Source organism: Candidatus Yanofskybacteria bacterium (genome assembly GCA_016181175.1).
Taxonomy (GTDB): domain Bacteria; phylum Patescibacteriota; class Minisyncoccia; order 2-02-FULL-40-12; family IGHO2-01-FULL-4-A; genus 2-01-FULL-44-17.
The window spans coordinates 1-12487 of record JACOZV010000001.1 but is presented as its reverse complement, the minus strand read 5'-3'; the positions used below and the strand labels follow the sequence as shown (position 1 = coordinate 12487).

Sequence of the window (12487 nt, the reverse complement as noted above, 5' to 3'; positions counted from 1 at the left end):
CAGCCACGATTATCTTACAATTGATCCTAAAATTCTAACGGGGCAAGAGCGAGGTAGCGATATTTTGCCATTCGTCTAGAGTTAATGTTTCGGCACGTCTTTGAGTGGCGATACCTAGCGAAAGGAGCTTTGAGCTTACTATTCCCCTAGATAATTTTAATCCGCCCGACAAAGTATTTATAAGTTGTTTTCTTGTGCCGGAAAATCCCGCCTTTGATACTTTAAAAAACCTTTCTGTTTCTTCGGCCTCTGGTATTTCGGTTTTTGGCGTTAGCTTTATTATAGCAGAATCAACCTCGGGTTGCGGCCAAAAGCTTCCCTTCGAGACCATGCCAGCGATCTCCACTCTGGCATAATATTGGATTGATACCGCGAGCAAATTCGTATTCGGCGGTTTCGCAATGATTCGTTGGGCGACTTCCTTTTGTACCATCAAAACCATCAACTTGGGCAACGGCCATTCCCCAAGTACTAATCTGATCAGATGCGAAGTTAAATAGTATGGAATATTCCCTAAAAGTTTATAGCCGCGAGTTTCTAACCCGTTTTTTACGGGGTCAAATTTTAATATGTCTTCTTGGAGAATTTTGATGTTAATACGGTTTTCAAATTTTTTTTTGAGATAAATTGCCAAATTTTCATCTTTTTCTATGCCTAAAAGGCGAGCGTTTGAACCAGCTATATATTCAGTCAATGTTCCCAGCCCCGGTCCGATTTCAACAATAGTTTCACTTGGTTTGATTTCAGCAATATCTATAATTTTTTTGTAAATCCCCTCGTTTATTAAAAAATTCTGCCCAAGCGATTTTTTGGGTTTTAATCCGAGCTGATTAAGTTCATTTTTAATTTCAGTGACTAAACTCATTTGGGGATTATTAGTAATAATCAATTTTATCATCCCAATCCCTCGCATATTCAATTTGTTTAAGCGGCGAGAAACTTACCAGATGTTCCGGTATTTCAAACAAAAATCTTGATGGCGGATTGAATTGGGTGGAGCCGTATAAGGCGCGTTCTCGGCAGTAAGTTAAATACAGCCTTTCTTTGGCGCGCGTTACCCCGACATAGCAAAGCCGTCTTTCTTCTTCTAATTCAGTCGGTTCAAATAACGCGCGTGAGTGCGGGAAAATACCATCTTCCATACCTATCATGAAAACAACGGGGAATTCCAAACCTTTGGCCGAATGGACAGTCATCAAACTAATCAGATTTTTCCCTTTTTCAATTTTGTCGGTTTCCTGAATTAATGCTACTTCTTCTAAGAATTTGCCGAGACCTTCTAGCGGTTTTTCACCATCATACTTATGAGTAGCGGTAAAGATTTCCTTGACGTTTTCCCAGCGTTCTTCTCCGTCGGTTGTTTTGTCATTGATGTAAGATTCATAGCTGGTTTTTTGCAGAACATATTTAATCAGTTGGGACGGGGAGAATTCAGAAGATTTTTGTGACAATTCTTCGATGAGTTTGCCAAGCGATTTTAGGGCGGTTGTTTGTTTTTGACCGATGCCGGATTCAGAAGTAATATCTTTTACTGTTTTTAACGTGTTTTGTTTTGTCGCCTCTTTTATTTTTTGCCAGGTTGTTTGGCCTATGCCACGGCCAGGCACGTTATAAATTCTGTCCCAGCTTACAAGATCATTCGGATTGATTGCCAGCCGCAGATAAGCCAGAATATCTTTTATTTCCCGTCTTTGATAAAACTTAACCCCGCCTACAACGCGATAAGGCAAGCCGTGTTTGATCATCGCTTCTTCAACGGCGCGTGATTGTGCGTGAGTACGATACAGGACTGTGAAGTCCTGCAAGTCACGACCCTGTTTCAGGTTGCTTTTTATCATTTCAATCACATAGTCACCTTCCCGCCGCTCGTTAGCCGTTTCCTTGAGTATTATTTCCTCACCAGCGTTATTTTCAGTCCAAAGTTTTTTATGTTTTTGATTTTTGTTTTGAATGATGATGTTGTTAGCGGCGGCCAATATGTTTTGAGTAGAGCGATAGTTTTGTTCAAGCATTATAACCTTGGCTTCCGGGTAGTCTTTTTCAAAGTCTAAAATATTGCGGATGTTGGCTAGACGAAATGAGTAGATACTCTGGTAATCATCACCTATTACGAAAAGATTTCTGTGCCTTTGAGCAAGAAGATTAATCCAAATATATTGGCTGTGGTTGGTGTCTTGATATTCGTCAACGAGTATATATCGGAAAATATTTTGATATTTTTCAAGTATTTGCGGGTTTTCTTGGAAGAGCCTAACACAGAGCATGATCAGATCATCAAAATCCAAAGCGTTGTTTTTTTTGAGAGCTATTTGGTAGCCGGCATAAATAGGGGCAACGATTTTTTCAAAATACTCGCGCGCTTTACCCTCGAACTCTTCATAGTTGACCAGTTCGCTTTTAAACGCCGAAATGCGGCCAAGTATATTTTTGGGGTTAAACTTTTTGGTCTCAACTTCTAACTCTTGCATCACATTTTTGATTAAAGATAGTTGATCATCCTCGTCATAGATGACAAAGTTAGCCGTATAGCCGAGATTTTTAATTTCATGACGTAAAATTCTCAAACAAATTGAATGGAATGTCCCCATCCATGGGCTAGCTGCCGGTTGCCGTTCTGCCGGTCCTAAAAGTGAGTAAATTCTGTCTTTGATTTCCCCGGCGGCTTTGTTGGTGAATGTGATGGCGAGGATATTGTGCGCTGGTATGCTTTGTTCAATCATGTGGGCCATGCGATGTGTTAGCGCGCGAGTCTTTCCGCTACCAGCTCCGGCCAATATTAAAACCGGGCCTTCTATGGCCCGTACTGCCTCAATTTGTTTATCATTAAGATCTTTGAGAATATTTTCCACAGAAAATTTTTTATATTTTTCCTGTGGACTGGGGGGGAGTCGGACCCCCGACCTCTGCTTTGCAAAAGCAGCGTTCTACCGCTGAACTACCAGCCCGAGTACTTTTGTGCGCGCACTAGGCGGTTGAAATGAATCTGCTTCATTTCAACCCCGAATTTTAGTCCGAGCTCTGTTGAGGACGTATAAAAATTCGGTAGGACTTATCCTGCGGAGCAGGATTATGACCATTGTGGGCGCACCAGAAATCGAATCTGGGACTGGGACTTATCAGATCCCTGTTTTACCACTAAACTATGCGCCCTCTTAATATTATTGATTCCATGATAGAATATCAGAAAAATAGCACGAAATCAATGACAAAAGAGCAAAAATTACAATATATTTTTAATGCAATCAAAAAAGCTTATCCGGAAAAAAAGCTTGTTTTTAACGACGGGTCACCGGATAAAGAGGTGATGATAATCGGCGAGGCGCCTGGTAAAGATGAAGAGGTGCAGGGCAAGCCATTTGTCGGACGTGCCGGCAAGTTACTTAATGCCACACTTGAAAAACTCGGCTGGAAAAGATCAGATTTTTACGTAAGCAATATTGTGAAGTATCGACCGCAAGATGGATCAGGCGGGACGCTCACTCCAACCCCGGAGGAGATAGAAAGGTTTCGTCCAGCTCTTGAAAAAGAGATTGATATCGTAAGTCCTAAGTTGATAGTTCTGCTCGGGCGCATTTCAATGACCGGCTTAGGTATTGAGGGTAGCATGTCCATGAATCACGGAAAAATCATAAACAAAAAGATAAACGGAACCGATCGTAAAATCCTCATTGTTTATCATCCGGCAGCAATTTTGCGCAACATAAATTGGGAGCCGGTATTCAGAGAGGATTTGGCAAAAATCCGAGAGCTAATATAGAAAAAAGTCCGCTAGCGGGCTGTTTTTCTTGAGATTGCTTTTTTCACGGCTTTTTTAATTGAGTCAATTCCCATGCCAAAATGTTCAATCAGTTCGTCTGGCTTGCCGGATTCTCCGAAGCGATCATGGACACCGATGAATTCTTGGGGTACCGGATAATTGCGTGCCAAACATTCAGCAACCGCAGAACCCAGGCCACCGGTTATCTGATGTTCTTCTACGCTGACTACCGCGCCGCACTTCTTGGCGGCCGTAATTATGGTTGATTCATCAAGCGGTTTGATCGTATGCGAGTTGATGACCGTGCATTCAATACCGTCTTTGGATAATTCTTCTGCGGCGACAAGCGCGTTATAAAGTAACATGCCGCAGCCGATAATTGCAACATCTTTACCGTCACGAAACATAAGTGCTTTGCCAATTTCAAATGATGTGTCCTCGGTAGTAAAAACCGCTGACTTTTCCCTGCCGAATCTTATGTATGTCGGTTTGTTATTAAATGCTGCGGCAAAAGTTGCTTTTTGAGCCTCAATCGCGTCACAGGGTACCAGTACTACCATGTTGGGTTGGACGCGCATCAAGGCGATATCTTCAAGCGCCTGATGTGTAGCGCCGTCAGGACCAACAGAGATTCCAGCATGAGCGCCGCCGATTTTAACCGGCAGGTTATTTAGTGATATCGTAGTTCTAATTTGTTCGTTATTGCGTCCGGGAGAAAAAACAGCATAAGAAGATATAAATGGAATCTTGCCGTAATTTGCCAGTCCAGCCGCGACGGTTGCCATATTTTGTTCAGCGACTCCAAGTTCTATAAATCTTTCTGGAAATTTTTCAGCAAAACCAAGAGAACGCGTTGATTCGGTCAGGTCAGCAGACAAGATGACGATTCGCTCGTCTTTTTCTCCCGCCTCAACCAAACCTAAACCGTAACCGTCCCGGGTTGGTTTCATTTCTAACTTTGATTTGTCTGACAAATTCTCGACTAATTTAGTGTTCATGTTGGTTACCCGCCTTCGGCTACCCAAAAAGATAGCCGAAAACCGATTACCACTTTTACATATGACCATGCGTGTGTTCTCCGCCCTTGCCCTCGCAAGCCGGGCAGGACATACCGCCATGTATCATCATGGACTTTTTGCAGCAGTCGCAAAATACCGTCCCGAACAAAAGCAAGCTGAACAAAACAACCAGTTGGAAATACTGGTCGGCATCCATGCCCCAAACCATTCCGTCCGATCCGCTGACAAAAAACAAAACCGCGGCTACCCAAGCCAAAGCCATTAAAATCTTAGCAACAATATGGTGAAAACATTTACAATTTCCGTGCATCATATGACACCTCCTTTCGATTTAAAACTTATAAATTAATTATTGATGTTCCGATTGTATTTTCCCGCCAAGCGTTCTTAATTCTTCAAGAAATTTTTTGCCCTCTTCCGGTTTGGGCGGTTTGCCGTGCCAGAGATAATCAAATTCAATTTCTGAAATGCCTTTTCCAGGTATATTATGTGAAATTATTACAGTTGGTTTTTCGTATATGGCTTTGGCTTGCTCAGCGGCGTCCACTATCTCTTCAAAGTTGTGTCCGTTGATTTCAAGCACATGCCAGCCAAATGCCTCATATTTATCTTTAAGCGGTTCAAGCGGCATTATATTTTCAGTCATGCCGTCTATTTGTATGTTGTTGCGGTCAACCAGCCCGGTAAGATTTGACAATTTGTTTTTTCCGGCAAAAAGAGCTGACTCCCACAAATTGCCTGCATCATGTTCGCCATCCGACATAAAGCAATAAGTGCGGAATTTCTTTCCGTCCATGCGTGCGCCGTAGGCGATACCGCAAGATTGTCCCAAGCCGGAACCGAGCGGGCCTGAAGTTGTTTCCACGCCGGGCAATTTTTCGCGTTCAGGATGACCTTGTAGGCGTGAGCCGAATTTACGTAATGTTTTTAATTCTTCTATCGGAAAATACCCGGACATGGCCATAAGCGCATAACGAATCGGGCATATGTGTCCATTTGAAAGTATTAAGCGATCACGGTCTTCCCATTCAGGATTTTTTGGATTGTGGTTGAGAATGTGGAAATAAAAAGCTGTAAAAACGTCAGTCATACCAAGTGGTCCTGCAGTGTGACCAGAGCCTGCTTCAACAAGTTCTTCAATCAAAAGTTGCCGAGCTTTATTTGCAAGTTCTTCAAGTTCTTTTATTTTTTCTTCATGAAGATGCGGCATTACAAAATTTGCGCTACCGTAAGAACGTGTTTCAAGAGCATTGCCCCATATCCCCACTCATTATCATACCAGGAAAATATCTTTACTAAATCGCCGTCAACTACGCGGGTCAGAGCCAAATCAATAATTGAACCGTGAGGGTTGCGCAAAATATCAGATGACACAATCGGATCTTCGGTAATGGTCATTATCCCCTTCCATTGCACTTGAGATGCTGCCTCGCGGAAGATATTATTTATTTCTTCAGCCGAAGTTGGTCTGGCTGACAAAAAGGTGATATCGATAAGCGAGCCGGAAATTATCGGGACTCGAAGCGATAAGCCGTCAAATTTGCCGGTAAGGCCGGGTAAAACTCGCGCTGTGGCCGCCGCCGCTCCAGTCGTTGAGGGCACTATATTTTGCGCCGCCGCACGGGCGCGGCGGAAATCGCCCTTCTTGTCCGGGCCATCTACAAGGCCCTGTGTCGCGGTATAACCATGGACGGTTGTAAGTATTGCTTTTTGCACGCCCGGATTCGCCATCATTATAGCCATTACCGGATTAACGGCATTTGTCGTGCAGGAAGCGTTTGAGGTAATTTTGTCTAACTTTGTATTTTCAAGAAGGCCCGGCGTGGCTGTTGGAGTTATTTCATCTTTGGCCGGAGCGGTAATAATTACCCGCTTAGCGCCGGCATCCAGATGTGGCATAGCAAGTTCTCGCGAATCAAATATCCCTGTTGATTCTATAACTATATCTATGTCGAGATCTTTCCATGGAAGTTTTGCCGGGTCTTTCTCGTTAAGAATTTTGATTTCTTTGTCGTCAATAATTAGTGCACCGTCTTTATGTGTTACCTCTTTTTCATAACGGCCATAAACAGTATCGTATTTAAGTAAGTAAGCTAAATTTTCCGGTGTTCCCAAATCATTAATTGCGACAACATTCAAATCGGCATTGCCGAATGCTTGCCTGAAAAATATCCGACCTATTCTACCAAAACCGTTGATTGCGATACGAATCATTACTTAATTTTATGTGAATTTACCTAACCATGTAAACCCCTTGCATTTTATTCTATAATTTGTTATAATTAAAATGTAGTAAAATAAGGTTGGTTACCTTAAAAACCAAGGAGAACTGGTTATGGCAGAAAACATAATCGGAAACGTGTCGGGCGATGTGCTTGGCATGATAGGCGACCTGTGCAGTAAGCTAAAGCATGGATCAATTACGCCGTAGGAGTTGGATTTGTTCGTCAACCGGCGCAACCCGTTCGAGAGTCGCGGGGAAGTACTTGCCCAGTGGTCGGCACTTTACCGCGAACTTGGTATCGCAGTTGATTTCACCGGTCTCAAGATTCCGGCCAAGCGGCGGGGTTTTGACCGCTTGATCGCGGTGCCGCAAGGCATCAAGATTCAGCAGGTGTACAATGTCTGCATCGGAGCATTTCCCTGCTGGAAATGGACGAACGAAGACCTCGATTCGGTCGTGACTGAAAATGATCGCAATCCGGCCGATGGTAATTATGCCATCTGGTTGCGCGAACGTGTGGAGGCCGATGAGGAATGGAAGAACAAATCGGCAGACCAGATTTGCGAGCGCGGCATTCTCGGCATTACTCTCCTTGAGAGGTTCTTGTATGGACTCAAGTTCTTCAAGGAGACGGGGCGGCATCTGGATGTCAAGAAGGCGACGCTTTGTTCGGGTTCACGCTATCGCGGCGGCGGTGTGCCTCGCGTCAGCTTCAGCAAGTTCAGCGGCGGGGTCGGCGTGGACTGGTACGATCCGGGCGATGCCAGCGGCGCTCTGCGTGCCCGCGAGGTAGTTTCGTAGTACACTTGTAGCTTTTTCCTTTTACCCTTCGGGGCTTGGGACATGAGAAATCATGTCCCATTTTGTTTGGGTAAATTTTATAGTAAGATCATTATGGCTAATATAACCGGCTCGGCGATACCGGGTAGCGGTTTGCCATGTTAGACGAAACTACTTGCTTAATTCTGGTGAAGGTATCGGTTTAAGCCGGTTGCTTCTTAAAAAAATCCCGATCAGTTCGTGTTAACACAGATTGTTTAGCAATAAACAACCGGAGACGGGGATGGAGTTAAGCAATCAAAACGGGTTCACGCTATCGCAGCGGCAATGTACCTAACGTCAACTTCAACAAGTTCAACGGCAAGGTCAACGTAAACTGGTACAATCCAGGCAATGCCAACGACAATCTGCGTACCCGCGAGGTAGTATCAAAGGAAGCTCCTAAAAGGAGCTTCCTTGTTGAAGATACCTGATCCAGCCAGTTGTCATTTTAGATACTTGCTGTAGGTCAGATTCCAATTCAAGATATTTATCGGGTTTTATAATATCGAGTTCACCGGCAAGCCTAATTAACCTTTTTATAATCTCAATTTTTATTCTGGTCGGGAGCAAATAAGTCAACTTTGTGTTTCGGGTTGTGAAACTGGCCGAGATAACCAGTCCCAACACATCTAAAATTTGAGTTTCTATCTTGAGGTAAATACCATGCCGATCCCTTTTACCCAGCTTTGGTCCAATCAAATAAAACCTTTTGTAAAATTCACTAATTTTATGAATCAAAGAGACATTGGTTTGGTTGGTTGGGGGGGGGGTTAATAGTCATAATATTTTTGAGAAAATTATTAGCCTCGAAAATTTGTTTTTGGCTTGGCATGAGTTTAAAAGGGGCAAGACCAAAAAACAGGATGTCCAAGAATTTGAGTTTAATCTGGAAGACAATCTTTTTCAACTGCGCGAGGAACTTAGAACCGGAACCTATAAACACGCGCCGTATAGTGGATTTTACATAACCGACCCCAAACTGCGACATGTCCACAAAGCTTGCGTACGAGACAGAGTTTTGCATCATGCCATATTCAGGGTATTATGTCCGGTTTTTGAAAAATCATTTATTTTTGATTCTTACTCTTGCCGCCTAAACAAAGGAACCCACCGAGCTGTTCGACGACTTCAAAAATTCTCTCAAAAATTGAGCCGCAATAATTCCAGAAATATTTTTGCGCTCAAATGCGACGTGAAGAGATTTTTTGATTCTGTTGACCACAACATCCTGCTTGAACTAATCCAAAATAAAATTCAAGACCCGGATGCCACTCAACTGCTGCAAGAGATTATTCAGAGTTTTAAAACAAATGATGGTAAGGGTTTGCCCATAGGCAATGTTACCAGTCAATTATTTGCCAACATTTATCTTAATAAATTTGATCAATTTGTAAAACACGACTTAAAAATAAAATGCTATATTCGGTATTGCGATGACTTTGTAATTTTAAATACCAACCGCCACCGCTTGTTTCATGCTGTCAGCAGGATACAAGATTTTATTAAATTGCAACTCAAATTATCACTCCATCCTGATAAGGTTATTTTCAGGAAATACAATCAGGGCATAGACTTCTTGGGTTATGTAGTGAGGCCGTATTGTGTCACATTAAGAACCAAAACCAAAAACAGAATGTTGAGAAAAATTAATGAGAGAAACCAAGCGTCTTATTTTGGTATTCTCAAGCATTGCTCGGGGTATAAGTTGGAGGAGAAAATTACAATGTCCCTACAATAATTCAGCAACCGGCTTAAATGACCTACGATGTATTTCGCAAATACCATGTTGGGCGAGCATGGTTTTGTGTAGTTTGGTTGGGTAGCCTTTATGTTTTTCGAGGCCGTAATTTGGGTATTTGCGGGCCAAGCGGGTCATTAGGCGGTCGCGAGTTACCTTTGCGATTATTGAGGCACAGGCGATTGAGAAAACTTTGCGGTCACCTTTTATTATTGCTTGTTGAGGTAAGTCGAGACCCTTAATCGTGGTTTTACCGTCGACAAGAACAACAGTATTAGGTATTAAGTATTTAGTATTATGGGATTTTCTCGACTGCTTAATACTTAATACTAGCCCCTTAATACTTCTTTTCATTGCCACCCTTGCTGCCTGATAAATATTTATTTTGTCTATTGTTTTTGGACTGCAGGAAGCAAGCCGATATTTAATTCCCGGTTCTTTTAAGAGTTCATAATAAAATTTTTCCCGTTGGTATGGCAGAAGCTGTTTAGAGTCGCGTAACCATCGCAATTTTTTGTGGCTCTTTTCAAAGAATTTTTTTGTAAACAAAACAGCACATACATAAACCGGCCCGGCGAGGCTTGCCATGCCGACCTCGTCTATGCCGATTATATAGCGATATCCATCCGTTTAATTTCCAATTTTTAATTTTTAAATAAATCTTAATGTTTTAATTTTTAAACATTAGAAATTATTTATAAAATTATAAAATTAAAAATTATAAAATTTTATTTGATATAATGCTATTCCCGTCGCCACTGCAACGTTCAATGATTCCTTTTTGCCGTACATGGGTATTTCAATATTTTTGTCCGCGTAAGATAGGATTTTTTTATTCAAACCCCGCACTTCGTTGCCGACGATAAGAACCAATGGGAATTTCGGTTTGAATTTGAAAATATTTGTACTTTTGTCAGTCTGTTCTAGCCCGACGACTTTGAGATTTGGGTTTTGGGTCTTGAGTTTTTTAAGCAGTCGCCAAGTTTGTTTGTGGTATTCCCAGGATACAGTTTTTTCGGCGCCGAGTGACGTTTTTGTTACTTTGGCGTCATTTGGTGTTGGTGAAATTCCGCATATAAAAATTTTAGTAATTCCTGCCCCATCGGCGGTGCGGAAAATAGAGCCGACATTATAAGCACTACGTATATTGTTTAAAATTAGAAAGATTTGATTTTTTGACACGGTATGAGATATGATACTATAGAATACATGGAAAAAGAAACTTCTCCAAAACAAGATCTCTTTTTTGAGAAACTAGAAGAACAAATGAAATCACCCGAAGGATTTGAGGGAATGAAAGAATCAGAAGAAGACAGGATAACCCGTGGTTTAGAGGAACAGATGAAATCACCCGAAGGCTTGGAGGGCATTGAAATTGCTAAAGAACCACAAAAAATAGAAAGAAAAAAACGGGATCCAAGGGCAATTGAGAAAAGGCAGAAATTTTGGAAGGAATTTTGGGAATGGCAAAATCATTATTTTCCTGATAGTACAGGTTTTGAAAATGATGAAATACTCAAATATCTAAATCCAAAAGTTAAATTCGAAGATCAAAACAAATTTGATCTTTCGCTGGGATTCATAGATTATTTATTGGCCAACGCTTTCAAAGGAGCTTCAGAAAGTTTTTCTGAAAGATTGAAGGATATAGTAGAAAATTTGGACAAAATCATATTTGTTGATATCGTAACTAGCGGAAATCAATTGCGGTTGGAATTAAAATCATTAAATAAAAGTATTTATTTAATATTTGAAATGAAGTATCCTTTTAATTATAAAGCTGGCAGTCTAACTTTTAACTAATTATGATAAAACTGCAAAGGACAATATTATATTGGTCAGTTTCGGCACTTGTTGTTATATTTGCCGTTTTTTTATTAGTTAGTATTAATCAGAAACTGGATACAGCAACCACTACCAATACGGTTTCGTTTAGCGGTGAGGGCAAGGTATCGGCCAAGCCGGATATTGCCATGATTGAATTCAGCATAGTCACTGAAGCTGTGACTTCCAAAGCGGCTCAAGATGATAATTCCAATAAATCCCAAAAAGTTACCGATTTCCTTAAGAAACAGGGCATTGAAGACAAAGACGTCAAGACAACATCCTACAATATCTATCCGAAATACTCGTATCCAGGTCCGGTTATTTATAACCAAATGCCGGAAAGATCCGGTGAGCCCAAGATTATCGGATATCAAACAACACAGAGCTTCCAGGTTAAGGTCAGGGATTTTGATAAATTAAGCGGGATTGTAGATGGTTTAGTTTCGGAGGGCGTAAACAATGTTAATAATCTTGGATTTTCAGTGGAAGACCCGGAAAAATTAAAGTCCGAAGCCCGCGCCAAGGCTGTGGCTGATGCCAAGAAAAAAGCCAATGAACTAAAAAACCAAATTGGAATCCGTCTGGGCAAAATAATTAATTTTTCAGAAGGTTTTAGCGGTTATCCCGGGCCTTATTATATGGAAGCGAAAAGCGTGGGTGGCGGAGGTGTTTCCGGTCCGTCGTTTCCGACTGGAGAAAATGAAATTACGGTTAATATAACTTTGACTTATCAAATTAAATAAAAAATATAATCATAATCAAAACCCGCCTCTTGGCGGGTTTTGGGTTTAATGATCTCTTATCGTTAACCAGATTTGAAATTTTCGACATTTCGAAACGCCATTTGAATAGGTCAAAATGGCTGACCATAAATCACGCGATGGCCTCGTATCGACGAGCGAACATCGCATAATTTATAACGACACTTAATTCTATTCATCAGCCCGTAAAACGGGATTTTTTGAATAGAAAGGAGGTGATCCACGACCAGGTTCTCCTAGCCGTGCCTTGTTCATGTTTTTCCATCTCTTTCGAGTGGCATGGACTATATCTTCACCCCTCTCCACGCATGGGGAGGGGGCCGACGTGTAGTCTCTACG

The 12487-nt window shown here is 41.7% G+C and carries 14 protein-coding genes and 2 tRNA genes; 5 read left to right on the top strand and 11 right to left on the bottom strand.

Features of this window, described 5'->3' with window-relative positions; genetic code table 11:
- Positions 1–34: 34 nt before the first annotated feature.
- From rsmA to HYT61_00065, 4 genes are all read right to left on the bottom strand, one after another.
- Entirely contained in the window at positions 35–898 is an 864-nt protein-coding gene (gene rsmA / locus HYT61_00080; protein MBI2062637.1) for a ribosomal RNA small subunit methyltransferase A, read from the bottom strand.
- Positions 876–2849, bottom strand: a complete 1974-nt coding sequence (locus tag HYT61_00075) for a UvrD-helicase domain-containing protein (GenBank protein MBI2062636.1) — start codon at positions 2847–2849, stop codon at positions 876–878. Before HYT61_00075 ends, rsmA begins: the two co-directional genes overlap by 23 nt.
- Positions 2850–2873: 24 nt before the next feature.
- Positions 2874–2945, bottom strand: a tRNA-Ala gene (locus HYT61_00070).
- A gap of 134 nt (positions 2946–3079) precedes the next feature.
- A tRNA-Ile gene (locus HYT61_00065) sits at positions 3080–3150 on the bottom strand.
- Here HYT61_00065 and HYT61_00060 point away from each other — a divergent pair.
- On the top strand, positions 3143–3757 hold the full coding sequence (locus HYT61_00060; GenBank protein MBI2062635.1) for a uracil-DNA glycosylase: 615 nt from the start codon (positions 3143–3145) through the stop codon (positions 3755–3757). The two genes, HYT61_00065 and HYT61_00060, sit on opposite strands and share 8 nt — an antisense overlap.
- Positions 3758–3768: 11 nt before the next feature.
- Here HYT61_00060 and HYT61_00055 read toward each other — a convergent pair whose 3' ends face one another.
- The 4 genes from HYT61_00055 to gap are packed head-to-tail and all read right to left on the bottom strand — an operon-like array spanning position 3769 to position 6990.
- The gene (locus HYT61_00055; GenBank protein MBI2062634.1) at positions 3769–4755 is read right to left on the bottom strand and encodes a transketolase family protein; all 987 of its coding nucleotides are present in this window, start codon (positions 4753–4755) and stop codon (positions 3769–3771) included.
- 55 nt (positions 4756–4810) lie between these two features.
- A complete protein-coding gene (locus tag HYT61_00050) occupies positions 4811–5089 on the bottom strand; it encodes a hypothetical protein (GenBank protein MBI2062633.1) in 279 nt (92 codons plus the stop codon).
- 36 nt (positions 5090–5125) lie between these two features.
- Positions 5126–5986: a transketolase gene (locus HYT61_00045; GenBank protein MBI2062632.1), complete on the bottom strand. Its 861-nt coding sequence runs from the start codon at positions 5984–5986 to the stop codon at positions 5126–5128.
- Positions 5986–6990: a type I glyceraldehyde-3-phosphate dehydrogenase gene (gene gap / locus HYT61_00040; GenBank protein MBI2062631.1), complete on the bottom strand. Its 1005-nt coding sequence runs from the start codon at positions 6988–6990 to the stop codon at positions 5986–5988. The genes HYT61_00045 and gap overlap by 1 nt, the downstream gene beginning before the upstream one ends.
- Positions 6991–7210: 220 nt before the next feature.
- Here gap and HYT61_00035 point away from each other — a divergent pair, with 220 nt between their 5' ends.
- Positions 7211–7801 carry a hypothetical protein gene (locus tag HYT61_00035; GenBank protein ID MBI2062630.1) on the top strand — a complete coding sequence of 197 codons (591 nt, stop codon included), beginning with the start codon at positions 7211–7213 and terminating at the stop codon, positions 7799–7801.
- Positions 7802–8221: 420 nt separating this feature from the next.
- On the opposite strand, the gene HYT61_00030 is transcribed toward HYT61_00035, so the two are convergent.
- Positions 8222–8560, bottom strand: a complete 339-nt coding sequence (locus tag HYT61_00030; GenBank protein ID MBI2062629.1) for a four helix bundle protein — start codon at positions 8558–8560, stop codon at positions 8222–8224.
- 82 nt (positions 8561–8642) lie between these two features.
- Here HYT61_00030 and HYT61_00025 point away from each other — a divergent pair, with 82 nt between their 5' ends.
- Positions 8643–9560 carry a hypothetical protein gene (locus tag HYT61_00025; protein MBI2062628.1) on the top strand — a complete coding sequence of 306 codons (918 nt, stop codon included), beginning with the start codon at positions 8643–8645 and terminating at the stop codon, positions 9558–9560.
- Here the strand turns inward: HYT61_00025 and HYT61_00020 are convergent.
- Positions 9552–10148 (bottom strand): ribonuclease HII, encoded by a 597-nt coding sequence (locus tag HYT61_00020; protein MBI2062627.1) that lies wholly within the window; start codon positions 10146–10148, stop codon positions 9552–9554. The genes HYT61_00025 and HYT61_00020 overlap by 9 nt on opposite strands.
- Positions 10149–10271: 123 nt before the next feature.
- A complete protein-coding gene (locus HYT61_00015) occupies positions 10272–10799 on the bottom strand; it encodes a TrmH family RNA methyltransferase (GenBank protein ID MBI2062626.1) in 528 nt (175 codons plus the stop codon).
- Between HYT61_00015 and HYT61_00010 the strand changes: the two genes are divergently transcribed.
- Positions 10770–11363, top strand: a complete 594-nt coding sequence (locus tag HYT61_00010) for a hypothetical protein (GenBank protein MBI2062625.1) — start codon at positions 10770–10772, stop codon at positions 11361–11363. The genes HYT61_00015 and HYT61_00010 overlap by 30 nt on opposite strands.
- Before the next feature lie 2 nt (positions 11364–11365).
- The gene (locus tag HYT61_00005) at positions 11366–12130 is read left to right on the top strand and encodes an SIMPL domain-containing protein (protein MBI2062624.1); all 765 of its coding nucleotides are present in this window, start codon (positions 11366–11368) and stop codon (positions 12128–12130) included.
- Positions 12131–12487 lie beyond the last annotated feature (357 nt).

Excerpts from the sequence above, each read along its gene's own strand:
- rsmA (MBI2062637.1), bottom strand. The coding sequence starts at position 898 with ATGATAAAATTGATTATTACTAATAATCCCCAAATGAGTTTAGTCACT.
- HYT61_00060 (MBI2062635.1), top strand. The coding sequence starts at position 3,143 with ATGCGCCCTCTTAATATTATTGATTCCATGATAGAATATCAGAAAAAT.
- HYT61_00055 (MBI2062634.1), bottom strand. The coding sequence starts at position 4,755 with ATGAACACTAAATTAGTCGAGAATTTGTCAGACAAATCAAAGTTAGAA.
- HYT61_00050 (MBI2062633.1), bottom strand. The coding sequence starts at position 5,089 with ATGATGCACGGAAATTGTAAATGTTTTCACCATATTGTTGCTAAGATT.
- HYT61_00045 (MBI2062632.1), bottom strand. The coding sequence starts at position 5,986 with ATGCCGCATCTTCATGAAGAAAAAATAAAAGAACTTGAAGAACTTGCA.
- gap (MBI2062631.1), bottom strand. The coding sequence starts at position 6,990 with ATGATTCGTATCGCAATCAACGGTTTTGGTAGAATAGGTCGGATATTT.
- HYT61_00020 (MBI2062627.1), bottom strand. The coding sequence starts at position 10,148 with ATGGCAAGCCTCGCCGGGCCGGTTTATGTATGTGCTGTTTTGTTTACA.
- HYT61_00010 (MBI2062625.1), top strand. The coding sequence starts at position 10,770 with ATGGAAAAAGAAACTTCTCCAAAACAAGATCTCTTTTTTGAGAAACTA.
- HYT61_00005 (MBI2062624.1), top strand. The coding sequence starts at position 11,366 with ATGATAAAACTGCAAAGGACAATATTATATTGGTCAGTTTCGGCACTT.